Annotated in this window: 20 protein-coding genes and 1 tRNA gene; 10 read left to right on the forward strand and 11 right to left on the reverse strand. The window is 63.4% G+C overall.

Going from position 1 to position 22,451, the window contains the following annotated elements:
* Window positions 1-26: 26 nt before the first annotated feature.
* Together inhA and D8W71_RS16785 are read left to right on the forward strand one after the other, a co-directional pair.
* Window positions 27-851, forward strand: a complete 825-nt coding sequence (gene inhA, locus D8W71_RS16780) for an NADH-dependent enoyl-ACP reductase InhA (protein ID WP_121114925.1) — start codon at window positions 27-29, stop codon at window positions 849-851.
* Between the two features lie 107 nt (window positions 852-958).
* On the forward strand, window positions 959-2,023 hold the full coding sequence (locus tag D8W71_RS16785) for a ferrochelatase (RefSeq protein WP_121114927.1): 1,065 nt from the start codon (window positions 959-961) through the stop codon (window positions 2,021-2,023).
* Between the two features lie 14 nt (window positions 2,024-2,037).
* On the opposite strand, the gene D8W71_RS16790 is transcribed toward D8W71_RS16785, so the two are convergent.
* Window positions 2,038-2,859 carry a hypothetical protein gene (locus tag D8W71_RS16790; RefSeq protein ID WP_201265110.1) on the reverse strand — a complete coding sequence of 274 codons (822 nt, stop codon included), beginning with the start codon at window positions 2,857-2,859 and terminating at the stop codon, window positions 2,038-2,040.
* A gap of 75 nt (window positions 2,860-2,934) precedes the next feature.
* Between D8W71_RS16790 and D8W71_RS16795 the strand changes: the two genes are divergently transcribed.
* From D8W71_RS16795 to D8W71_RS16805, 3 genes are read left to right on the forward strand one after another with little or no spacing between them, the layout of a single operon-like run.
* Complete coding sequence (locus tag D8W71_RS16795; RefSeq protein WP_121114929.1) at window positions 2,935-3,747, forward strand: DUF3097 domain-containing protein; 813 nt, start codon at window positions 2,935-2,937, stop codon at window positions 3,745-3,747.
* A gap of 55 nt (window positions 3,748-3,802) precedes the next feature.
* Window positions 3,803-4,234, forward strand: coding sequence for an NfeD family protein (locus D8W71_RS16800; RefSeq protein WP_121119388.1), 432 nt, complete (start codon window positions 3,803-3,805; stop codon window positions 4,232-4,234).
* Between the two features lie 4 nt (window positions 4,235-4,238).
* Entirely contained in the window at window positions 4,239-5,411 is a 1,173-nt protein-coding gene (locus D8W71_RS16805) for an SPFH domain-containing protein (protein ID WP_121114930.1), read from the forward strand.
* A gap of 26 nt (window positions 5,412-5,437) precedes the next feature.
* On the opposite strand, the gene D8W71_RS16810 is transcribed toward D8W71_RS16805, so the two are convergent.
* Genes D8W71_RS16810 through D8W71_RS16820 form a run of 3 tightly spaced genes read right to left on the reverse strand, consistent with a single transcriptional unit; the run spans window position 5,438 to window position 7,408 of the window.
* Window positions 5,438-6,001, reverse strand: coding sequence for a hypothetical protein (locus D8W71_RS16810; RefSeq protein ID WP_121114932.1), 564 nt, complete (start codon window positions 5,999-6,001; stop codon window positions 5,438-5,440).
* Complete coding sequence (locus D8W71_RS16815; protein ID WP_121114934.1) at window positions 5,998-6,624, reverse strand: hypothetical protein; 627 nt, start codon at window positions 6,622-6,624, stop codon at window positions 5,998-6,000. The genes D8W71_RS16810 and D8W71_RS16815 overlap by 4 nt, the downstream gene beginning before the upstream one ends.
* A gap of 52 nt (window positions 6,625-6,676) precedes the next feature.
* A complete protein-coding gene (locus D8W71_RS16820) occupies window positions 6,677-7,408 on the reverse strand; it encodes a TVP38/TMEM64 family protein (protein ID WP_236077468.1) in 732 nt (243 codons plus the stop codon).
* 111 nt (window positions 7,409-7,519) lie between these two features.
* Here D8W71_RS16820 and mutA point away from each other — a divergent pair, with 111 nt between their 5' ends.
* The 3 genes from mutA to meaB are packed head-to-tail and all read left to right on the forward strand — an operon-like array spanning window position 7,520 to window position 12,674.
* Complete coding sequence (gene mutA / locus D8W71_RS16825; RefSeq protein WP_121114936.1) at window positions 7,520-9,379, forward strand: methylmalonyl-CoA mutase small subunit; 1,860 nt, start codon at window positions 7,520-7,522, stop codon at window positions 9,377-9,379.
* A 2-nt stretch (window positions 9,380-9,381) separates the two neighbouring features.
* Window positions 9,382-11,652: a methylmalonyl-CoA mutase gene (scpA, locus tag D8W71_RS16830; protein ID WP_121114938.1), complete on the forward strand. Its 2,271-nt coding sequence runs from the start codon at window positions 9,382-9,384 to the stop codon at window positions 11,650-11,652.
* 2 nt (window positions 11,653-11,654) lie between these two features.
* Entirely contained in the window at window positions 11,655-12,674 is a 1,020-nt protein-coding gene (gene meaB, locus D8W71_RS16835) for a methylmalonyl Co-A mutase-associated GTPase MeaB (protein WP_121114940.1), read from the forward strand.
* 16 nt (window positions 12,675-12,690) lie between these two features.
* Here meaB and D8W71_RS16840 read toward each other — a convergent pair whose 3' ends face one another.
* A complete protein-coding gene (locus D8W71_RS16840) occupies window positions 12,691-13,737 on the reverse strand; it encodes a nucleoside hydrolase (RefSeq protein WP_121114942.1) in 1,047 nt (348 codons plus the stop codon).
* Window positions 13,734-14,204, reverse strand: a complete 471-nt coding sequence (locus D8W71_RS16845; protein WP_121114944.1) for an OsmC family protein — start codon at window positions 14,202-14,204, stop codon at window positions 13,734-13,736. The genes D8W71_RS16840 and D8W71_RS16845 overlap by 4 nt, the downstream gene beginning before the upstream one ends.
* Window positions 14,205-14,408: 204 nt before the next feature.
* Between D8W71_RS16845 and proP the strand changes: the two genes are divergently transcribed.
* A complete protein-coding gene (gene proP, locus D8W71_RS16850; protein WP_121114946.1) occupies window positions 14,409-15,929 on the forward strand; it encodes a glycine betaine/L-proline transporter ProP in 1,521 nt (506 codons plus the stop codon).
* A 27-nt stretch (window positions 15,930-15,956) separates the two neighbouring features.
* Here proP and D8W71_RS16855 read toward each other — a convergent pair whose 3' ends face one another.
* From D8W71_RS16855 to D8W71_RS16875, 5 genes are all read right to left on the reverse strand, one after another.
* A complete protein-coding gene (locus D8W71_RS16855) occupies window positions 15,957-17,222 on the reverse strand; it encodes a saccharopine dehydrogenase family protein (RefSeq protein WP_121114948.1) in 1,266 nt (421 codons plus the stop codon).
* Between the two features lie 20 nt (window positions 17,223-17,242).
* Entirely contained in the window at window positions 17,243-17,623 is a 381-nt protein-coding gene (locus tag D8W71_RS16860) for a DUF2784 domain-containing protein (RefSeq protein WP_121114950.1), read from the reverse strand.
* 16 nt (window positions 17,624-17,639) lie between these two features.
* Window positions 17,640-19,136 (reverse strand): glutamate-cysteine ligase family protein, encoded by a 1,497-nt coding sequence (locus D8W71_RS16865; RefSeq protein WP_121114952.1) that lies wholly within the window; start codon window positions 19,134-19,136, stop codon window positions 17,640-17,642.
* A gap of 84 nt (window positions 19,137-19,220) precedes the next feature.
* Window positions 19,221-20,696: an SDR family oxidoreductase gene (locus D8W71_RS16870; protein ID WP_121114954.1), complete on the reverse strand. Its 1,476-nt coding sequence runs from the start codon at window positions 20,694-20,696 to the stop codon at window positions 19,221-19,223.
* Window positions 20,697-20,839: 143 nt separating this feature from the next.
* Window positions 20,840-20,928, reverse strand: a tRNA-Leu gene (locus tag D8W71_RS16875).
* A 161-nt stretch (window positions 20,929-21,089) separates the two neighbouring features.
* Here D8W71_RS16875 and D8W71_RS16880 point away from each other — a divergent pair.
* Window positions 21,090-22,442, forward strand: coding sequence for a M20/M25/M40 family metallo-hydrolase (locus tag D8W71_RS16880; protein ID WP_121114956.1), 1,353 nt, complete (start codon window positions 21,090-21,092; stop codon window positions 22,440-22,442).
* Window positions 22,443-22,451: the final 9 nt, after the last annotated feature.

The following is a 22,451-nucleotide window of genomic DNA, read 5'->3' on the forward strand; positions in this document are numbered from 1 at the left end:
CCGATCGGTTAGGAAGAAGACTTCACATGGGCGGATTGCTCGAAGGCAAGACAATTCTCGTGACGGGCATCATCACCGATGCCTCGATCGCTTTTCACGCGGCTGCGATGGCGCAGAACCAAGGCGCCAAGGTCATCATCACCGGCTTCGATCGGCTTCGCCTGATCGACCGTATCGCGCAGCGACTGCCGCAGCCGGTGCCGCCGGCCATCGAACTCGACGCAACCAACGAGGAACACCTCGCGGCGCTCGCGGACCGTGTTCGCGAGATAGCTCCCGAGGGTGTCGACGGTGTGCTGCACTCGATCGCTTTCGCGCCGCGCACCCTGATGGGTCCGGACGCCAAGCCGTTCCTCGAAGGACCGGGGCCCGACGCTGCCAAGGCGTTCGAGATCTCGGCATGGAGCTACGCTTCGCTGGCCCGCGCAGTCCTGCCCGTCATGAACGAGGGTGGATCGATCGTGGGCATGGACTTCGATCCCCGTACCTCGATGCCGTACTACAACTGGATGGGTGTGGCCAAGGCTGCACTCGAGTCCGTCAACAGGTACGTCGCCCGCGAGGTGGGCGCCGCGAAGAAGATCCGTTCCAATCTCGTTGCAGCCGGACCGATCAAGACGCTCGCGGCGAAGGCCATCGCCGGAACGGCTACCGACGATGCTGCCAAGATGAATCAGCTCAACGTGTACTGGGACGGCGCGGCTCCGATCGGGTGGGATGTCAACGACCCCACCGTTGTCGCGAAGTCGGTCGTCGCGTTGCTGTCCGATTGGCTGCCCGGCACGACCGGATCGATCATCTACGTCGACGGCGGTGCAAGCCACAACACGTATTTGCCGGACAACATGTAATCGCTACCAATCTTCCAGCTACACACCGGCCCTGATCGACGGTCTCGTACCGTCTGTCAGGGCCGGTGCGTTGTCGGTCACATCAAGCGTGAGCGCACAATGGAGAGATGACGACGTCCACCGGGTTCGATGCCCTACTCCTGCTCTCGTTCGGCGGCCCTGAGGAGCCAGCACACGTCAGACCGTTCCTCGAAAACGTCACTCGCGGTCGCGGCGTACCTCCCGAGAGGCTGGACGCCGTGGTCGAGCACTACATGCATTTCGGTGGTGTATCGCCGATCAACGCTCTCAACCGCAATATCATCGCCGCCATCGAGACCGAGTTCGATTCCGCTGGAATCGATTTGCCGGTGTACTTCGGGAATCGAAACTGGCATCCCATGGTCGAGGACACCGTCGCGGCCATGCAGTCCGACGGCGTCGAACGCGCCCTCGTGTTTCCTACCTCGGCGTGGGGCGGGTATTCGGGGTGCAGGCAGTACCACGAGGACATTGCCCGTGCGCGCGAGTCGGTCGGCGCCGGGGCGCCGGACCTGACCAAAATTCGTCAGTACTACGACCACCCCTTGATGGTCTCGGCCTTCGCCGACGCGATCACGTCCGCGCTCGGCCAACTCCCACCCGATCGACGGTCAGGCGCGCGACTGGTGTTCACCGCGCATTCGATACCTTCGGCCGCCGATGCGAACGCGGGCCCTCCCACCGACGGTGGTCACCTCTACAGCCGTCAGGTCGAGGATGCGTCGCGGTTGGCTGCGGCCGCCGCCGGGATCGACGAGTACGACGTGGTGTGGCAGTCACGGTCCGGCCCGCCGCAGGTGCCGTGGTTGGAGCCCGACATCTGCGACCACCTCGAGGTGTTGGCGGCCAAGGGCGTCGATGCTGTCGTCGTGTGTCCCATCGGATTTGTCTCCGACCACCTCGAAGTGGTGTGGGACCTCGATACCGAGGCGGAGGAGAAGGCCGAGGAGCTCTCGATCTCGTTCGCTCGGGCGTCGACGCCGGGAGCAGACGTGCGTTTCGCGAAGATGGTCGTCGAGCTGGTTCGCGAACACATCGCGGGCGTGAGCGCACGGCGGATCGGCGCCGTGAGGAGCTACGGGGAGACGCTCAACGGTCAGCGGTGCGCGCTCGGGTGCTGTGAGACCCCGGCTCGGCCCGTTCGCAGCTAGCCAGGAGCCCTGGGTCAGCGTCGTGGAACGCTCGACGCCACGCCTGCTGCGATCGCGCTCAACCTGGCTGCTCGGACCGCCGCCCACAGAGGCCGGATCAGCTCTTCCCGCGCCAGAGCCGCGCCGGCCGTGGGCGCTTCGGTCGGAGCCGAGCTGCGTGCTACGGACAGAATCGCCGAGACCCGGTCGGCGGACTCCAGGACCCTCAATGCGCGTTCAGGGGTGTCGACCGGGTAGCGGTGACGCATGAGCTCGGCGAGTTCCTCGCCGATACGAGTACGAGCATCGCCGTGTTCGGCCCTGGTGGGCAACGATTGCATGGAGCCGAGTGCCTCGGCAGCGCCGCGGACCGCGTCGCGCATGGCGTACTCCGCCTCGCCGAGTGTGAAGTCGCGGGTGTAGTGGTCTTTGACCGGGGTGGAGAAAGCTGTCCAGCGCATGACGTCGGGGCCTTCGACTGTCGGCACGAATGCCAGGCCGCTCGTTCCTGCTCGGCCGAGAACCACGGCCTGGCCGGCACCGATGGCTGCCCGTGCGAATTCGGTACGCGGAGGTAGGTCCTCGACGGCACCGGCCGTCGGAAGGAGAAGCTCGATGACGGCATCGACACTCGGACCTGGGATCTGCGCTCTGATCGAGGTGAGCACGGCCGCAATACCGTCGGCCCGCGGGTCCGGCCACGACAAGCCCGTGAGAAGGGCTGTCGTCTCATCGGCGGCGACGACGAGATGCATCGGCGCCCATTCGGCCATCGCGTCGATGACGTCGTCGGGCGCGCTGATGCCTGCCAGCCACGAACTGGTCCACACCGCGAGGCTTGCACTTGGAGAACTCACGACTCAAGAGTTTAGGTCGGCGTGGCGACGTGTGCTCGGGGACCGTCATCGCTACCGTTGTCGGCCGTGGCTGATATGTACGGCGGAGACATTCTTTCGGGGCACAGCAGAATGCGTAAGGTCCCTGCGCCTCAGGTTCCAGCGGAGCGTGGCTTGGTGGTCGAGGACGCTGGGAGCGGGTTCTGTGGCGCTGTAGTCGGGTTCGAGCGAACGTACGACGGCGACTTCGTGCGGCTGGAGGATTCGGCGCGCACAACACGTTTGTTCGCCCTGCGCGAAGCTGCGTTCCTCATCGACGGCAAGCGTGTGACTCTGATCCGGCCGGTGGCCGCACCCAAAGCGCAGAACGCCACTCGTTCTGCATCCGGATCCACCGCAGTGGTGGGTCTGCGCGCCAGGACGGCCCGCGCCAGCAGGATTTGGGTGGAAGGCGTCCATGACGCAGCTCTGGTGGAGAGTGTGTGGGGTCACGATCTACGGGTCGAAGGCGTGGTCGTGGAACACCTGGAGGGTCTCGACAACCTCGGCGAACGTCTGGCCGAATTCGAGCCGGGTCCGAATCGACGGGTGGGAGTTCTCGTCGACCACCTGGTGACGGGATCCAAGGAATCCAAGTTGACGGCATCGCTTGGACCCCACGTGTTGGTGACCGGTCACCCGTACATCGACGTGTGGGAAGCGGTGCGGCCGAAGGCAGTTGGGATCACGGCATGGCCGAAGATTCCGCGCGGCGAGGATTGGAAGACCGGTATTTGCCGTGAACTCGGCTGGGGCACGCCCAAAGAGGGCTGGCGACGTGTGTATTCGTCGGTGTCGTCCTTCAGAGATTTGGAGGCCCCCCTCATCGGCGCGGTGGAACAGTTGGTCGATTTCGTCACTGAGCAGTAGGTAACTCGGCGCCGGCGCCACCGGCTGATGTCCGAATTGTGGTTGTATGGATGATGTGGCGGCGATCATCTGGCTCATCGCAGGAATTGGACTCGCAGCAGCCGAAGCGCTGACGGGGGATTTCTTCCTGCTCATGCTCGCAGGCGGAGCGCTGGCGACGGCTGGCATTGCCTCTGTCACCGACTTCCCGGTGTGGGCCGACGCAATCGTGTTCGGCGTCGTGTCGCTCGTTCTGATCTTGGGCGTCCGGCCGATCTTGCTGCGTCGCTTCGCTGCCCCACCCGCGTTGGCGACCAACGCTGCTGCATTGACGGGTAAGAGCGCTGTTGTGCTCGAACAGGTTTCGGCCCACGAAGGGCAAGTCAAACTCGGCGGCGAGGTGTGGACTGCGCGTCCCCTCGACGAATCCGAGGTCTATGCACCAGGAACCACCGTGACCGTGATGGAAATAGACGGCGCTACAGCCGTCGTGTGGAGGGGACCTTAGTTTCATGGCAGCTCTGATAGTTCTAGGCGTAATCGTTCTACTCGTGGTCGTTCTCGTAGCCAAGTCCGTCTCGATCGTCCCGCAAGCGGAAGCCGCGGTGATCGAACGGCTCGGCCGCTATGTCCGGACCGTGTCGGGTCAGCTCACCTTTCTGGTCCCGTTCGTGGACCGCATCAGGGCCAAGGTGGATCTGCGTGAACGCGTCGTGTCGTTTCCGCCCCAGCCGGTGATCACCAAGGACAACCTGACGGTGTCGATCGACACCGTCGTGTACTTCCAGGTGACCAACCCACAGTCCGCCGTCTACGAGATCAACAACTACATCGTCGGCGTGGAGCAGCTGACCACCACGACACTGCGCAACGTCGTCGGCGGAATGACGCTGGAGGAGACGCTCACCTCTCGTGATTCGATCAACGGGCAGTTGCGCGTCGTGCTCGACGAAGCGACAGGTCGATGGGGTCTGCGAGTCGCCCGAGTAGAGCTCAAGAGCATCGATCCGCCGCCGTCGATTCAGGAGTCGATGGAGAAGCAGATGAAGGCGGACCGTGAGAAGCGCGCCACCATTCTGACTGCCGAGGGTCATCGCGAGTCTGCGATCAAAACCGCGGAAGGCGACAAGCAGAGCCGGATTCTGGCCGCGGAGGGCGGTAAGCAAGCCGCCATCCTGACCGCCGAGGGTGAACGTCAGTCGCGCATTCTTCGTGCGGAGGGTGACCGCGCCGCCAAGTACCTGCAGGCGCAGGGGCAGGCCAAGGCAATCGAGAAGGTGTTCGCGGCGATCAAGAACGGTAAGCCGACGCCGGAACTGCTGGCCTACCAGTACATGCAGACACTGCCGCAGATGGCACAGGGTGACGCCAACAAGGTGTGGATGATCCCGAGCGACTTCGGCGACGCGCTCAAGGGCTTCGCGAAAACACTCGGCGCGCCGGGAGAAGACGGTGTCTTCCGGTTCGAGCCAAGTGCGAACAGCGAAGGACCCGAGTCCGCGGACGATTCGGCCGAGGTCGCCGAATGGTTCGAAACGAGGACGGACCCGGCTGTTGCCGAGGCAGTGGCGGCCGCGGAGGCGGTCGCGCGGACTCCCGTCGACACGTCGCTTGCGCCCGATCCCAGTCTGACCAAAGGCACCGATGCCGGTCAGTTGTCCTCTGCTCCGCACGAGACGGAGTAGGCGTCACCAACGGTCGTTCGCTTTGATCAGCTCACCAGTGCGTAACCGACGCCGCACACGGCTACGGCCCAGACGACGCTGGTGAAGGTTCCGATGATGAACTGTTCCGATGCCGACGTGGCTGTAGGTGTGGCAGGCGAAGTGGGTGTGGTCGACGACGTGACCGGTTCGGCTGCACGTAGTTCGGGGTAGCGCGCCAGGCCTTTGACTGCCAGCACGATTGCTATGCCCTCGGGCCAGCCGGCCAGGATCGCGGCAGCCACTGCTGTGCGCTCGAGGACCCCGATGGTCTTGCCGCCGTGAAGCGGTCCAGCCGAGCTATCGGGATCCGTTGTTCCGCGGCGACGAGCCAAGCGGAACACCGCGGTCACTATCGTCGAACCACCTGCCGCTGCTGCGAGAACCGTCACCACGTATGTGGCTGCGAGGGAGACTCCGTGCGCGGGGCCAGTCTGCGTTGCTGTGACAGCGGCGAGACCGAGTAGGGCTGCGGCGAGGACGGCTGTGGTCCATCGAGGCAGCGGTGCCGCCGATGGCGTGACCGACACCGCAGCGGATGCCGCGAGCAGAAGAAGTGTCGTGACTGTCATGGATTCCTTCGCGTGCGTGCGTTCTCCCCGACGTCGGCGAGGAGATGGGTGGCCAGTCTTCGGCCGTCTGTCTCGATGGTCCACCGTGCCACCGACAGTCTTTGCGACATTGCCTGCTTGCTGATGCCGAGGTGCTCGGCGGCACTGGTCTGGGTGTGGCCCGCGGTCATCAGGTCGACGGCGGCGTGCCCTTGCTCGGTCCGATCGGTGACGAGGAGGCAGACGAGCGCGAGAGCTGTCTCTGCGTCTCGGCATCGGTCCGTCATCGTGTCGTCCGCCACACTCACGGCAACGTTGCCCGGTGCGTTCTTGGCGCGTGTCACGGCGTCGCGCGCTGCCTCGAACGCCGGTCCGCGTCCCGCGCGCGTGCTGGTCGGTAGCGGTTCTTCGACGGAACCTATGCCGATCCCGACGCTCCAGGTTCCTTGCCTGACCAGTGCGAGGGCAATATCGATGACCGTGTGTGCACCTAGGTCCGACGTCTCGACCACAGCTTGTACTTCGTCGCCTGCTGTTCGTTCGAACGGTCTGAGCAGGGGTGCACCTCGCATCGAATCGAGCAGTGCGTCCACCCGGTCGATGTCGCGTCGGCTTCGCCGCTGGTCGACGGTCATCACGAACATGCGACAAGGTTATTGCGTTGATCAGCCATAGTCAATGAATTTGACTTGACTTCTAGGAATCAAGTTTCGCGGGTTGACGTCGCGCACTGCGGGTGGACAGGCGCCAGTCGACCACGAGGCCTACGACACCGAGAGCGATGCAGAACCCCGAAAGAGCGAGCATCCACGGATTCGCGTGCCCGCCGATCGCATCGCCCAGCACGACGATGCCGACGGTGCCGGGCACGACACCGACCGCGGTGGCAAGGGCAAACGGTGCCACTCGGATGGAAGAGATTCCGCAGGAGTAGTTGACGACCGAGAAGGGGACGGGCGCGATCAGCCGAAGCGATCCCACTGCCAGCCACCCACGTCGCACCAAGCTGTCGTCTATCGACCGAACAGCAGGATGGGTCATTCTGGTGGCGAACCATTCACGCCCGACGACCCGCACCATCAAAAGCGCCAGAACAGCACTCACGGTGGACGCGCCGACCGTTACGGCGATCCCGGTGACCGGGCCGAACAGCACGCCCGCTGCGAGTGTGAAAATCGTACGAGGAATGGGTGCGATCGTGACGACGGCATGAACTGCGAAGAACACGAGCGGGAACGCCGGGCCCACCGACAGTGACCATTGCCGCATTTGTTCGATCGACGGATGTGGTGCGACAGCAGCAGCTACTCCGAGAGCAATCAACAGCAGAACGAGGACGATCAGTCGTGGATCTCGAACGCGCCTCATCACGTCCACCGACATTACCGTTGCCCGACCGGTGTAGAACGGCGCGAAACCGCCTCCCATGTGAACATGAGGTGATCCTCACGATAGTGTCGGAGCAATCGCGGTTAACATCACAAAAGTCGCAAAATGTCGATCGGCTCGTGAGTCGATTGAATCGAGGGAGCAGTCACCGTGTCCATTGCTTCACAAGAGGATGCCTCACGACGCGCGTATACCGCGTGGCAGAAGGCTGTCGCCGGGGTTCTCGCGAAGTCTCGCAGGGTCGACATCGCGGATCTTCCCGAGGACCCGGAGCATTTGCTCGACGCCACCACGTACGACGGCGTGACCATTGCGCCGCTCTACGGCGCCCTCGACGAAACACCCGAGAATTCACTCCCCGGTAGCTTTCCGTTCGTCCGGGGACGTGATGCAACGCGCGACGTGAACGCAGGATGGAAGGTCAGCGCGCGCTTCGGCTTCGGACAAACCGATCCCGAAGCCGTCAACCGATCCATCCTCGATGGTTTGAACAACGGCGTCAGCGCACTCTGGCTCGTAGTAGGTGAACACTCCCTTCCCGTAGCCGGGATCTCCCCGGCGTTGAACGGGGTGCTGTTCGATCTGGCTCCGGTCGTCCTCGACGCACGAGCCGACACGGTGGATGCGGCCGAGGCGCTGCTCTCGGCGGTCGATTCCGCCGAAGTCGGCGATCGCTCCGCGATCGATATTCGGCTCGGCGCAGCCACACTCACCGCCCGATTCGCCGGTGACGAGGCCCCTCCACTGAACGCAGTCGTAACGCTCGCGAGAACGTCGGCCGAACGAACCGAGCGCGTACGCGCAATCACCGTCGACGGCACCGTCTTCCACAATCGCGGAGCGAGCGATTCGCAGGAGGTGGGTGCCGCAGTTGCTGCGGGACTCGAATATCTCCGCGAACTGACATCAGCGGGGCTGACCGCCGCGCAGGCGCTGGGCCAGTTGGAGTTCCGTTTCGCGGCCACCGACGATCAATTCCAGACCATCGCCAAATTCCGTGCCGCACGCACACTGTGGGCACGGGTGGCACAGGTCGTCGGTGCACCGTCCTCCGGCGGTGCACCGCAACATGGTGTGACGTCGGAAGCAATGATGGCGCAGCGTGATCCGTGGGTGAACATGCTTCGCACGACACTCGCCGCGTTCGGAGCGGGAATCGGTGGTGCAGACGCGGTCACCGTCCTACCCTTCGATGTGGCACTCGACGGCGGTGCAGCAGGGGTGTCGAAGACCTTCTCCTCGCGTATCGCTCGCAACACACAGTTGTTGCTGCTGGAGGAATCGCACCTGGGACGTGTTCTCGACCCCGGTTCAGGGTCGTGGTACATCGAGCAGCTCACGGACGAACTTGCCGAGAAGGCATGGCAGTTCACGCAGAAGATCGAAGCCGAGGGAGGTTATTCGGCCGCGCTGGAGTCCGGTGCGCTCGCCGACGCGATCGCTGCAGTCAAGGCTGCACGTGATTCCGACATCGCGCACCGTCGTACACCGCTGACCGGTGTGAACGAGTTCCCCAATCTTGCCGAAGCACCTCTTCCTCCTCCGACTTCGTCACCGAAAGTGGATCGGTACGGCGCCGCATTCGAGGCCCTGCGTGATCGATCCGACGCCTACCTCGCCGAGAACGATGCACGCCCTCTGGCCCTACTCGCTCCGATCGGTTCGGTGGCCGAGCACAACGTCAGGACCACGTTCGCCGCGAATCTTCTTGCATCAGGCGGGATTCACTCTGAAAATCCGGGTCCGTTGACCGCGGACACGATGGCCGATGCAGTGCGTACGTCCGGCGCCCGCATCGCGGTGCTGTGCGGCACAGACAAGCGGTACGGCGACGAGGCAGCGGCCGCAGTAGCGGCTCTGCGTGCCGCGGGAGTCGAGAGAGTCTTGCTGGCGGGCCCGGACAAGATCTTCGCCGGGGTCACGGGTGAGATGCGTCCCGACGACTTCCTCACCGCCAAGGTCGACGCCGTGACCGTTCTGGACGACCTTCTAGAATTTCTTGGAGCCTGACGATGACCACTCATGACTCGCGTACGTCACACGTCATCGGCAGCTTCGCCGATGTACCGCTGAAGGATCCACACGAACCAGCACCCAAGGCGCCTACCCCCGAGGATGTGGCCGCCCACATCGACGCGGCTGCGGCTGCGAACAATTACACGGCCGATCAGGTCGTCTGGTCGACGCCCGAAGGAATAGACGTCAAGCCGGTGTTCACCAAGGCCGACCGCGACGCAGCCCAGGCTGAGGGATACCCGCTGGACAGCTACCCGGGAACTCCGCCGTTCATCCGCGGCCCGTACCCGACGATGTATGTCAACCAGCCGTGGACTATTCGTCAGTACGCCGGATTTTCGACTGCGGCGGAATCGAACGCGTTCTATCGTCGCAATCTCGCGGCAGGCCAGAAGGGACTGTCCGTCGCGTTCGACCTCGCGACGCACCGCGGCTACGACTCCGATCATCCGCGAGTTCAGGGTGATGTCGGAATGGCCGGTGTGGCAATCGATTCGATCTACGACATGCGTCAGCTCTTCGACGGAATCGACCTCGGCAGTGTGTCGGTGTCGATGACGATGAACGGCGCGGTGTTGCCGATTCTCGCGTTGTACGTCGCCGCGGCGGAGGAGCAGGGAGTCGGCCCCGAGAAACTGGCCGGAACCATCCAGAACGACATTCTCAAAGAGTTCATGGTCCGCAACACCTACATCTATCCGCCCAAACCCTCCATGCGGATCATCTCGGACATCTTCGCGTACACGAGCGAGAAGATGCCCAAGTACAACTCGATCTCCATCTCCGGGTATCACATTCAGGAGGCCGGGGCTACAGCAGATCTGGAGCTCGCATACACCCTGGCGGACGGGGTCGAATACATTCGAGCAGGCTTGGACGCAGGCATGGACATCGATACGTTCGCGCCCCGTCTGTCGTTCTTCTGGGCGATCGGGATGAACTTCTTCATGGAGGTCGCAAAGCTGCGCGCCGGACGACTTCTCTGGTCCGAGCTGGTACAGCAGTTCGAGCCCAAGAGCGCCAAATCTCGCTCACTGCGCACACACTCGCAGACATCCGGGTGGTCGTTGACCGCGCAGGACGTGTTCAACAACGTTGCCCGTACCTGTGTGGAGGCGATGGCCGCGACGCAGGGACACACGCAGTCGTTGCACACCAACGCACTCGACGAGGCACTCGCGCTGCCGACGGACTTCTCGGCGCGCATCGCGCGTAACACGCAGCTGTTGATCCAGCAGGAGTCGAACACCGTACGACCTATCGACCCGTGGGGCGGTTCTCACTACGTCGAGTGGCTCACCCATCAGCTGGCGAACCGCGCCCGTGCACACATCGCCGAAGTCGAAGCCGCGGGCGGTATGGCCCAGGCCATCGGCGAGGGAATTCCCAAACTGCGCATCGAGGAAGCCGCGGCGCGGACCCAGGCGCGAATCGACTCTGGGCGTCAGCCGCTCGTCGGAGTGAACAAGTATGTGCCCGACGAGCCGGACACCATCGAGGTTCTCAAGGTCGAGAACTCCAAGGTGCGTAAGGAGCAGATCGAGAAACTCGAGCGTCTGCGCGCGGAACGCAATTCCGAGGAGGTCGAGGCAGCGCTGGCAAACCTGACGCGCGCAGCCGCATCGACCGAGACCGGCATGGAGAACAACCTGCTCAATCTCGCAATCGACGCCGCGCGCAAGATGGCAACCGTCGGGGAAATCTCCGACGCGCTGGAGAAGGTGTACGGGCGCCATCAGGCAGAAATCCGGACAATCAGTGGCGTGTACCGCGACGAAGCAGGAAAAGCCAAGAACTTGACCCGCGCGACCGAGCTGGTCGAGCGGTTCGCCGAAGACGAGGGCAGACGTCCACGTGTGCTGGTGTGCAAGATGGGCCAGGATGGGCACGACCGCGGCCAGAAGGTCATTGCTACCGCGTTCGCGGATATCGGATTCGACGTCGACGTCGGCCCGTTGTTCCAAACCCCGGAGGAGGTCGCGCGTCAGGCGGCTGACAACGACGTTCACGTCGTCGGAGTGTCCTCACTGGCCGCGGGTCACCTGACGCTTGTGCCTGCGTTGCGAGAGGCTCTCGCTGCGGTGGATCGGCCCGACATCATGATCGTCGTCGGCGGTGTCATCCCTCCGGGTGATTTCGACGAGCTCTACGCTGCGGGGGCCGCGGCGATCTTCCCACCGGGAACTGTCATTGCCGACGCGGCGATCGGTCTGGTCGAAAAGCTGTCCGAGCAGCTCGGTCACGCACCGCGCGAGGCATCCGCCTGAGCATGAGTTCTCCGAACAGAACGCGCACGATCGATATCGACGCCGTCGCACAGTCGGTGCTCGCGAACGAACGCTCCGGTCTGGCTCGCGCGATCACACTTGTGGAGTCGACGAGGACCGACCATCGCAACCTTGCACAGGAATTGCTTCTGCAGCTGCTGCCGAAGGCCGGAGGGTCACACCGAGTCGGAATCACCGGCGTCCCCGGTGTCGGAAAATCGACGTTCATCGATGCCCTCGGGATGTATCTGATCGAGAAGGGACATCGCGTCGCGGTTCTCGCCGTCGACCCGTCGTCGACGCGAACGGGCGGTTCGATCCTCGGGGACAAGACGCGCATGGCGAACCTGGCAGTGCAGCCTGAGGCCTACATCAGACCGTCGCCGACGTCGGGGACGCTCGGGGGAGTGGCGCGTGCAACCAGGGAAACGATCGTGCTGCTCGAGGCCGCGGGGTTCGACGTCATCCTCGTCGAAACAGTCGGGGTCGGGCAGTCCGAGGTGACCGTGGCCAACATGGTCGATTGTTTCGCTTTCCTGACTCTGGCACGAACTGGAGACCAGCTGCAGGGCATCAAGAAGGGCGTCCTGGAACTTGCCGATCTCGTGGCCGTCAACAAGGCTGACGGCAAGCACGCGATCGAAGCGAAATCTGCTGCGCGAGAGCTGGCAGGAGCGCTACGGATGATCTATCCGCACGACGCGATCTGGCAGCCGCCCGTGTTGACGATGAGTGCGCTGGAGAAGGTCGGCCTCGAGGAGTTCTGGAACACCGTCCTGCGGCACCGGCAAGTGCTTTCCGACGCAGGGGAGTTCGCCGAGAAGCGTCGAAGGCAGCAGGTCGACTGGACGTGGACCATGGTCAACGATCAACTGCTCCGACGCCTCGCTCAGAATGCGTCGGTCAAGCAGATAAGGGCAGACGTCGAACGCCGAGTTCGAGACGGATCCTCGACTGCAGCATTGGCGGCGCAGCAACTCCTCGACGCCTTCGACGGTCACTCGCGAGACCTACCCGAGTAGCTGCCCCCGGTGGGCGTCAACTCCGGGTGTGGGGTGGGTAGAGCCGCGCCGCAAGCGACCCCACTCGGTCTATCAGATCGTCGAAGAATGCGGCCGGATCGGTGGTGGCGGCGACGGCAGCGTTGTGCGGACGTGCCCACATTCCGCGCCAGTCTGCGACTGTCGTTCCACGAGTGAGGGTTCCGTCGAGTTCGACGTCGACAGTCGCCGCCCGATAGGTCGCAATGGTCGGATCCAGTGCGACGGCCGCGGCGAACGGGTCATGCATGTGCGCGAGAAATCCCTGGTCATGGTCGCGATGGAACTCCATGTAGAAGCGCACCGCGTCGGAGAAATGGCGGACGAGGGGGTTGGATGCGTTTGATCTAGTCGTCGACAGGTCCGACTCCGAGATGAGCTCGGGCGGGACACTTCCTGCGCGCTCGGCCAATCGTGCGATGTGATCCGGATACATCTCGATCGTTTCGGTGATGTCGAGTGCGCATACGATCGGCAGCCGGTCCTCCGGAAGTCCGGAGAACGCTGCGAATACTTCCGAGGCTGCCTCGGGGTCGACGGCGACATTCCACTCACTGGTCGGTGTCGTATTTCCAGGGTGCTGAAATGCGCCGCCCATCAAGACCAGCCGCTTCAGTAACCGCGGTAGTTCGGGTTCGATGCGTATGGCGGTGGCTAGATTCGTCAACGGTCCGGTGACCAACCCAGTGATCGCGCCGGGGCGCTCGCGGACGAGTTCGACCCATGCGGTGGCCGCATCGCGATCGGACAGTTGTCTGCTCGAGATCGGTAGTTCGGCGTAGCCGATTCCCTGAGGTCCGTGCGTGTCCTCGGTGGTCATCAGAGGCGCGACAAGCGGCGCGCTGGCACCGAGGGTGACCTCGATGTCCCCGGCGTCACACAGGTCGAGCCACGCGAGGTTGTTGGCGGCTACCTGGTTCACCGGCACGTTGCCTGCAGTCGACGCGATCGACAGGATTTCGGCCTCAGGACTTGCCAGCAGGTACAGAAGCGCGAGGGAATCGTCGATACCGGTGTCGACATCGACGATCAGAGTGACCGTCACGACGCCACCACGGTGGTCGGGCAGTGGCGAACAGGAAAGTTCACCGAGCGCGCGATGAAGCACTTCGCCGAGGCCGGCCCGTGCAGTTTTTCGGCCAGTCCGATCATGTTCGATTCGGCGACGGTGACCGCAGGCGACAGCGTCACCTCGACGAACTGCCCCGAGCCATCGGTCAGCTCGGTCATGACTCCGCTCGGCGAGTCGACGTACGCCGTCACCACCACCCCTGCCGCGGCCGCTAGTCCCAGAAACCAGAGCATGTGGCAGCTCGACAGAGACGCCACCAACATCTCCTCGGGATTCCATCGCGCACGGTCGCCGCGAAAACTGGGATCCGAACTCGCCAGAAGGTCCGGCTTGTCGGGGGCGGAGACAGTGTGGTCTCGGTCGTAGTCACGGGGGCTCGAAGTTCCGGTTCCACGGTTTCCCGTCCAACTGACCGTCAGCCCGTAATTGTGGTTCGGCACCCGTCCATCGTGCCAGCAACGCCGTGCTCGGTGCTTGCACGCCCTGTTCCACCGCTGTCCGATTTGGGTTTATTGACCGAAATGTGAACAGGCGAAGCATAATTCGTTCTCAGGTCGCATGGCCTGCGGAAACGGCTTCCGAACTCCCGACTGCGCGACTGGTGCATTTGATAGTCGATCGTTTCGCTGGCTAACGTTGGGGAAATGACGGTTGCGCACGACTCGGAATCACCTCAGACGCCACCGAACGATCAGCGGTGGGGACACGACCACGTCCAGCACCTCAGGCGCGGTGCGTTCGCGCGACTGATGCATCGGAAGCCGAAATTGACCGAAGACGGCATCACAGTCGTCGACCAACCGATGTTGAAGCGCGCGGTGTCCGCTGCAGCGTTGGGCAACACGATGGAGTGGTTCGACTTCGGCGTCTACGGCTACCTGGCTGCGACGCTCGGCAAGGTGTTCTATCCCGACGCCTCGCCTGCGGTCCAGTTGATCAGCACGTTTGCCACGTTCGCTGCAGCATTTGTCGTACGGCCGCTCGGTGGATTGTTCTTCGGGCCGCTGGGTGACCGGATCGGACGGCAGAAGGTGCTGGCGGCGACGATGATCATGATGGCCGCAGGAACGCTGGCTGTCGGTCTCATTCCGAGTTATGCGTCCATCGGGATCTGGGCACCGATTCTGCTCCTGGTCGCGAGGCTCGTCCAGGGATTCTCGACGGGCGGCGAGTACGGAGGCGCGACGACCTTCATCGCTGAGTACTCGCCCGACAAGAGGCGGGGCTTTCTCGGAAGTTGGTTGGATTTCGGAACGTTCGTCGGGTACGCGATGGGATCCGGTCTCGTCACGATCCTCAACGCGGTACTCGGAGATGCGACCATGGTCGAATGGGGCTGGCGGATACCGTTTTTCATTGCCGGACCGATGGGCATCATCGGGTTGTATCTCAGGCTCAAACTCGAGGACACCCCCGCGTTCCGCAAGCAACTCGACGAACACGACAACAAGGTCAAGGAGCAGGAGAGCGGCGCGAGGCAGATCGGCAAAATCTTCACCCAGCACTGGCGGGCGCTGTTGATCTGCATGGGAATCGTGTTGCTGTACAACGTGACCAACTACATGGTGACGAGCTATCTGCCCACGTACTTCACCGAGGTCCTCGGCCGCAGTCAGCTCAGCGCGGACCTCTTGGTGCTCTCGGCAATGGTCATCGTGGTGTCGATCATCGTCGGGGTCGGCCGGCTGACCGACTGGATCGGGCGTAAACCCGTCTTCGTGTTCGGCGCCATCGCTCAGATCGTCCTGGCGATTCCGTGCTTCCTGCTGATTCGCCAGACCGGGTGGGTCGGTCCACTCTTCGGATGCCTGATTCTCGGCGTCGTCCTGGCGTGCTTCGCTGCGCCGAGTGCGTCGACGCTCCCTGCGCTGTTCCCGACGCGAGTGCGGTACGCCGCGCTGTCCATCGGATTCAACTTGTCGGTGTCGCTCTTCGGCGGTACTACGCCGCTGGTGACCTCGGCATTGGTGAGTTCCACCGGCAGTGCGATGATCCCTGCGTACTACCTGATCATCACAGGCATCATCGGGTTGGTTGCCGTCGGATTCTTGCGGGAATCGGCAACTCAGCCGCTGGAAGGCTCACCGCCGCAGGTGGATTCACCCAAGGAGGCCTCGGCGTTGTACGCCGAGGTGTCCTCCCTGGGAGCTCCGGCCAAACCCTGAAATCCGATCGGAAGTCCTGGTCGCTGGTCAGGCCTTCTTCGCCCAGATGTCGAAGCCTGCGTGCCGGAGTCGCGTGACGAGGGCGTCGCCGAGTCCGGTTGCCGGGGTGAGGACGCCCGCCGCGTCCGGCAATTCGCTGCGGTTGTGGACCAGAGCAAGAGCCGATTCGCCCAGCATGACCGAAGTCGCTTTGTAGCCGGGATCTCCCGAGGCCTTCACCCGCGACCGGTAGTGCGCACCCGAGGTCGTCGTGGTGTAGAGGTCCATCGTGAAGTGACCACTTTCCTGCGCCTTCGGGCTGGGTCCATCGCCCGGCTTGGGTAACACCCGATCGAGCACCCTCTTCGGCAATACGGTCATTCCGAGTACCAGCGCACCCAGTCCCGCCGACACCGCTCCGGCGATGAGCGGCGATGCCACCGAGGAGCCGACCGACATCACCTCTCGGTATCGGAATTCCTTCCCGTACGCCCAGTCTCGGAGCGAGTTCGAGCGCCGAACGACTCGCGTGTTGTACGACGCCATCACGAACGGTGCTTTCCATCCACGCACACCGGGAGCAATGTCCGATCCCTTGACCAGTGCTACGTCGGACTGCCGTCCGAGATTCGGTTCGAGCGAGCGATCCGGGCTGAGCGAATACGGGCGGGCAGCGAGCCTACGTAGAGCGCCGTCCTTCTTGACCTCTTCGATCTGCGTACGCAGTGAGTCGACGGTGCCCCCGCTGACTCCGCCGCGCATGGAACTGACGACGAGCGTGGTGTCGGTCAGTTCGCCCGCATCGTCGGCGGCGACTGCCGAATGCAACACGTGCACCCCGATGTCCGACGGGATCGAGTCGAATCCGCACGAGTGGATGATCCGAGCTCCGGTGCGCTGCGCGACATCGTGATTGGCGTCGATGCTCTTACGTGCGAACAGCACCTCACCGGTGAGATCGACATAGTCGGTTCCTGCTTCCGCGCACACCGACGCAAGGGGTAGTCCGTACTTCGCGTACGGACCGACCGTGGTGATCACCACGCGTGTCGCCTCGGCGAGGGCGCGGAGCGCGTCCACATCGGCTGCGTCGGCTTCGAGGAGCGGCCACTCCGCCGCCGCGGCAGGCAATGCCCGCCTCGTGGATTCGAGCCGAGAACGGGTGCGGCCTGCGAGCGCGATCTTGGTTCCGGCCGGCGCGTGTTCGGCCAGGTAGGCAGCCGTGAGTCGACCGACGAATCCAGTGGCCCCGTAGACCACGATGTCGTAGGTTCGCGATGAGGAGGCGCGCTCGGTCGGGTCGGTAGAGGTCATGTACTGGACAGTAACGCGTATCAGTGTGTGAGTCGAAGAACCGCCCGTGAGCGGACACGAATCAGTACGAAACCGGCCCAGGAGATCACCACTGCGCTGGCTGCAGCGAGCCGGACGACGCCGAGCGCGCTGTCCGGATAGATCACTCCGGTCAGGTAATGATCGATGAATCCGGTGGACGGCAACGCGGCCCCACCGCTACCGCTGCGTGCCCAATTTTCCAGCGCGGTCAGTGGGCAGTCGATGCCAACCACGATCGATGCGAATCCCCACGCCGCAGCGCACGCGTGCAGCCAGATCGTTCCCGGCCACCGCCAGGCCACGAACCCGCCCACCACCACGTAGACGATGAAGGCGAGATGCACCACGACGGTTACATCTGCGAGCGCTCGATACAGCATGCGTGAATCGTAAGCCTCAGAACGGCCAGGTGTGCACCGGTCGGCCCTCGTCCATCAGGGTCACGTAGTCGGACAACATGCCTGCCAGGGCCGCCTCGCGGTCTTCTCCGGCTCGCTGCCGTGCGACGACGGCGTCGCGTTGCCACACCGACCCGGACCTCTTGCTCAAGCACCGTCCCTCGATGACACCCAGGTATCGATCGCGGACGGCTGAATCCACGCCGTAGGCAGCCAGTCCCGCGTCCGCCATCGGCAGTAGTCGGCGAAGTACCAACTCCTGTGGGCTCACCCAGCCCACCTCCGGCCAGTACAGGCGGGAATCGAAACCCCCGCGCGCCGCGGAATGGAGGTTCTCGACCGCTGCGTCGTAGGACATCTGGCTCCAGAGCGGTCGATCGGCGTCGGCTAGCGAGCGGACAGTTCCGTAGTAGAAGGCAGCGTCGGCCAGTGTGTCCACGATCGACGGGCCGGCGGGAAGTACGCGGTTCTCCAACCGAATGTGGTGTCCACCGCCGGAGCGGTCGTAGATCGGTCGGTTCCACCGGTAGACCGTTCCGTTGTGCATTCTCAGCTCCGACAGGTCCGGCGTTCCGCCCTCTGCGAGAACAGCTTTCGGATCCTCCTCGCTGCACACGGGAAGCAGTGCGGGAAAGTATCGCGAGTTTTCCTCGAACAGGTCGAAGATCGAGGTGATCCACCGCTCGCCGAACCAGACCCGCGGCCGGACTCCCTGGTTCTTGAGCTCCAGGGGACGTGTGTCGGTAGCTTGTTCGAAGAGCGGGATGCGTGTTTCGTGCCAGAGGGCGCGTCCCGCAAGGAACGGCGAATTCGCGGCGAGCGCCACTTGCACACCCGCCAGAGCCTGCGCTGCGTTCCAGTACGACGCGAACTCGTCGGGAGCCACCTGCAGGTGCAGTTGCACGGAGGTGCACGCGGCCTCGGGAAGGATGGTGTCGGTGATCGTCGACAGTTCCTCTGCCGCATCGGCACCGGGGAGGCGAACTCCGGTGATCTGCAATTCGATGTCTTCGCCGCGCGCGGCGAAGATCTGCTGATTCAACAGGTCGTATCGGGGGTTGGCCGACAGCCACCGGTGCTCGAAGTGCTTTTCCTCCAACGTCGGAAGCATGCCGATCATGACGAGGCGGCTCCCGGACGAACGTGCCCGTTCGTCGGCGGCATTCAGCGACCGACGGAGGTCGTCCTCGAGGTCCCGAACATTGTTGCCGTGGAGGGGACGGGGAGCAACGTTGATCTCGATGTTGAATTGGCCGAGTTCGGTTTGATAGTCGGGATCAGCGATGGCGTCGAGCACGGCGGCGTTCGCCATCGACGGTGCCATGCTGTCGTCGACGAGGTTGAGCTCGACTTCCATGCCGATCTTCGGCTCACCGACGTCGAACGTCTCATCGGCAAGCATGATCGCGAGGGCGTCCAGACAGTCCTGCACTTTCTGCCTGAACCGATGTCGATCCTGCCGAGTGAACTTGCGTTGTTCGACGTCGTCGCCCATCTGTGACCACCGTTCTCGACTGCTGCTCACCCCGGAGTGATCTTGTATATCCGTGAGTATTGCAGCACAAACGTCGCCGCACCCCTACCAAGGAGAAGGCGCGAAGTCCTTGAGGAACTGTCCGTGCAGATCGACACCCTGCTCGCCCTGCACGATGGGGTCGTAGACGCGCGCTGCTCCGTCCACGAGGTCGAGCGGCGCGTGAAAACCCTCGTCCGCAAGACGCATCTTGGTCGGGTGCGGTCGTTCGTCGGTGATCCATCCGGTGTCGACTGCAGTCATGAGGATGCCGCTGCCCAGCATTTCCTTCGCGCTGGTGCGAGTCAACATGTTCAACGCAGCCTTTGCCATGTTGGTGTGGGGATGTCCCGGCCCCTTGTAGGCCCTGCTGAACTGACCCTCCATCGCCGAGACATTGACGACGTACTTGCGCCGGGCAGCGGAGGCCTCCATCGCCGAACGCAAGCGTGAGACGAGGATGAAAGGCGCGACCGAGTTGCACAGTTGCACTTCGAGCAATTCGACGGGATCGACTTGCTCGACGGTGTGAATCCAACTGTTCGTGTCCGCAAGGTCGGGAACCAGTCCGCCTGCGTCGATTGCGATGCCCTTCTCGATTCGTTCCGCCGTGGCCGAACCTGCGATCAGCGCGAGCGAACTCACCGCTTCGGCCGACAGGACATCTCCCGTCACCGCGCCTTCGTCGGTGCGGGGGAGTGCACTCGTGAGCGACGCCGGGTGTGCCTCGCTCGTTTTTCCGAACGTGATCACGTCCACCTGATCACCGGACGGCAAAGCCTCAGCCTCGGCATCGACCAGCGCGGCGTAGGAACCGGCCGAACGCTTGACCGTCTGCGCAGCATTGTTGATCAGAATGTCCAGTGGTCCTTCTGCAGCGACGGAATCGGCGAGGGCCACCACCTGGGCAGGGTCACGCAGGTCGATTCCCACGACACGAAGTCGATGCAGCCACTCGTCGCTGTCGTCCATCGCGGAGAAGCGACGAATCGCATCGTTCGGAAATCGTGTCGTGATCGTCGTATGAGCACCGTCTCGCAGCAACCTGAGCGCGATGTACATGCCGATCTTCGCTCGACCACCGGTGAGCAGTGCACGACGCCCCGACAGGTCGGTGCGAGCATCTCGCTTGCTCCGATTGAGTTGGGCGCAGTCCGGGCACAGCTGGTGGTAGAACGCATCGACGAGCGTGTACCGCTGCTTGCAGATGTAACAGGGCCTGGCTCGAATCAAGGTTCCTGCGTACTCACCCGCTGCACGAGTCATCAGTGCGAGGCCTGCGGTCTCGTCGTCGATACGGTCGGGAGATCCCGTAGCGGTGGACTCGACGACGGCGCGGTCCGCCTCGGATTTCAAATTGCGTGCCGCGATGCGTCGCGACCGCTTGAGATCCTTGAACAACTGTCCGGATGCTCGCTGCACGACAATCGAATCAGGATGATTCTTGTCGAGCGATCCGGCGATTCTCAACACCCGAAGGGCCGTCTCCAGGTCTGCCGAATCGATGCCCTCCGCGGTCACGTCGTACTCGGGGTCGGTCATCGGTCTCGTCCTTTCGGCCTGGCTCACTCAATCGCTGCCACAACGACATAGACCCCGATTCCAAAGGGAATCGGGGTCTATGTCGTCTGTCTCAACTCAGAAACGGTGGATCTTGGGTAGGTACTTTTCCTACTGCCGATCTCTGGTGTCCGAGGGGGGACTTGAACCCCCACGTCCGTTAATAGGACACTAGCACCTCAAGCTAGCGCGTCTGCCATTCCGCCACTCGGACCAGTTGCGACGCACCTGGCGCCGCACAGTGTTCTTCTGTTGTTCGCACACCTGCTCGCTGCGTGCTGGACAAAGATATACGACGTGCACCGGATCGCCCAAATCCGCACGTCAGTTCGGCCGACAGGCCGGAACGAATGGTAGGAAAGTGGTGTGTCCTCAGTGAAAAGCTCCACGAACGACCCTGCCCGCACGACCGCTCTGGCCGAGGTCGTCGACCTCGTCAGCGCGTTGATCCGATTCGACACCTCGAACACCGGTGAGCTCGAGACCACCAAGGGCGAGAAGGAATGCGCCGAATGGGTCGCGAGCAAACTCCAGGAGGTTGGATACGAGACCGTCTACGTCGAATCGGGTGCTCCCGGACGAGGAAACGTCTTCGCCACCCTCCCCGGAGCGGACCCGCAGCGCGGCACGCTGTTGATTCACGGACACCTCGACGTCGTCCCGGCCGAGCCCGCCGATTGGAGCGTGCATCCCTTCTCCGGCGCCGTCGAGGACGGTTACGTGTGGGGCCGCGGGGCCATCGACATGAAGGACATGGTCGGGATGGCACTCGCGCTGGCACGTCAGTTCAAGTCGAACGGGACCGTGCCGCCGCGAAACATCATGTTCGCCTTTCTCGCCGACGAGGAAGCCGGCGGGAAGTACGGATCGCAGTGGCTCGTCGAACACCGTCCCGATCTGTTCGAGGGCGTCACCGAGGCAGTCGGTGAAGTCGGCGGGTTCTCGCTCACCGTCGCGCGGCCGGACGGTACGGAGAAGCGGCTCTACATGGTGGAGACAGCCGAGAAGGGTCTCGGCTGGATGAGGCTCACCGCAAAGGCCCGTGCGGGGCACGGATCGTTCCTGCACGACGAGAACGCGGTGACGTATCTGGCCGAAGCGGTTGCGCGGCTGGGAAACCACACGTTCCCGTTGGTGATCTCGGATTCGGTCGCGGAATTCCTCTCGGCGGTGGCTGAGGAGACCGGACTCGACTTCGACCCGAAGTCGCCGGACTTGGAGGGGACACTGGCCAAGCTCGGGAGCATCGCCAGGATCGTCGGAGCGACCCTGCGTGACACAGCCAATCCCACGATGCTCAAGGCAGGCTACAAGGCGAACGTGATCCCGCAGACCGCAGAGGCGGTCATCGACTGCCGCGTCGTTCCGGGCCGTCAGGCCGAATTCGAACGTGAGGTCGACGAACTCATCGGTCCCAACGTCCAACGCGAGTGGATCACGAAGCTCGATTCCTACGAGACCACCTTCGACGGGGATCTCGTGGACGCCATGAACGACGCCGTCCTTGCGCACGACGAGAACGGCAGGACCGTGCCCTACATGCTGTCCGGTGGTACCGACGCGAAAGCTTTCGCGAAACTGGGTATCCGTTGCTTCGGCTTCGCACCGCTCAAGCTCCCACCCGAGCTCGACTTCGCCGCGCTCTTCCACGGCGTCGACGAGCGCGTACCGGTCAGTTCGCTCGAGTTCGGTACACAGGTGTTGGAACACTTCTTGCTTCACAGCTGACTAGAAAGG

The sequence above is a fragment of the Rhodococcus sp. P1Y genome (genome assembly GCF_003641205.1).
Classification (GTDB): domain Bacteria; phylum Actinomycetota; class Actinomycetes; order Mycobacteriales; family Mycobacteriaceae; genus Rhodococcoides.

Coding starts and splice junctions, on each gene's coding strand:
- D8W71_RS16860 (WP_121114950.1), bottom strand. CDS start 17,623: ATGCTGTATCGAGCGCTCGCAGATGTAACCGTCGTGGTGCATCTCGCC.
- inhA (WP_121114925.1), top strand. CDS start 27: ATGGGCGGATTGCTCGAAGGCAAGACAATTCTCGTGACGGGCATCATC.
- D8W71_RS16785 (WP_121114927.1), top strand. CDS start 959: ATGACGACGTCCACCGGGTTCGATGCCCTACTCCTGCTCTCGTTCGGC.
- D8W71_RS16805 (WP_121114930.1), top strand. CDS start 4,239: ATGGCAGCTCTGATAGTTCTAGGCGTAATCGTTCTACTCGTGGTCGTT.
- meaB (WP_121114940.1), top strand. CDS start 11,655: ATGAGTTCTCCGAACAGAACGCGCACGATCGATATCGACGCCGTCGCA.
- D8W71_RS16870 (WP_121114954.1), bottom strand. CDS start 20,696: ATGACCGACCCCGAGTACGACGTGACCGCGGAGGGCATCGATTCGGCA.
- D8W71_RS16820 (WP_236077468.1), bottom strand. CDS start 7,408: ATGGGAGGCGGTTTCGCGCCGTTCTACACCGGTCGGGCAACGGTAATG.
- proP (WP_121114946.1), top strand. CDS start 14,409: ATGACGGTTGCGCACGACTCGGAATCACCTCAGACGCCACCGAACGAT.
- D8W71_RS16810 (WP_121114932.1), bottom strand. CDS start 6,001: ATGACAGTCACGACACTTCTTCTGCTCGCGGCATCCGCTGCGGTGTCG.
- D8W71_RS16855 (WP_121114948.1), bottom strand. CDS start 17,222: ATGACCTCTACCGACCCGACCGAGCGCGCCTCCTCATCGCGAACCTAC.
- D8W71_RS16795 (WP_121114929.1), top strand. CDS start 2,935: ATGTACGGCGGAGACATTCTTTCGGGGCACAGCAGAATGCGTAAGGTC.
- D8W71_RS16865 (WP_121114952.1), bottom strand. CDS start 19,136: ATGGGCGACGACGTCGAACAACGCAAGTTCACTCGGCAGGATCGACAT.
- scpA (WP_121114938.1), top strand. CDS start 9,382: ATGACCACTCATGACTCGCGTACGTCACACGTCATCGGCAGCTTCGCC.
- D8W71_RS16815 (WP_121114934.1), bottom strand. CDS start 6,624: ATGTTCGTGATGACCGTCGACCAGCGGCGAAGCCGACGCGACATCGAC.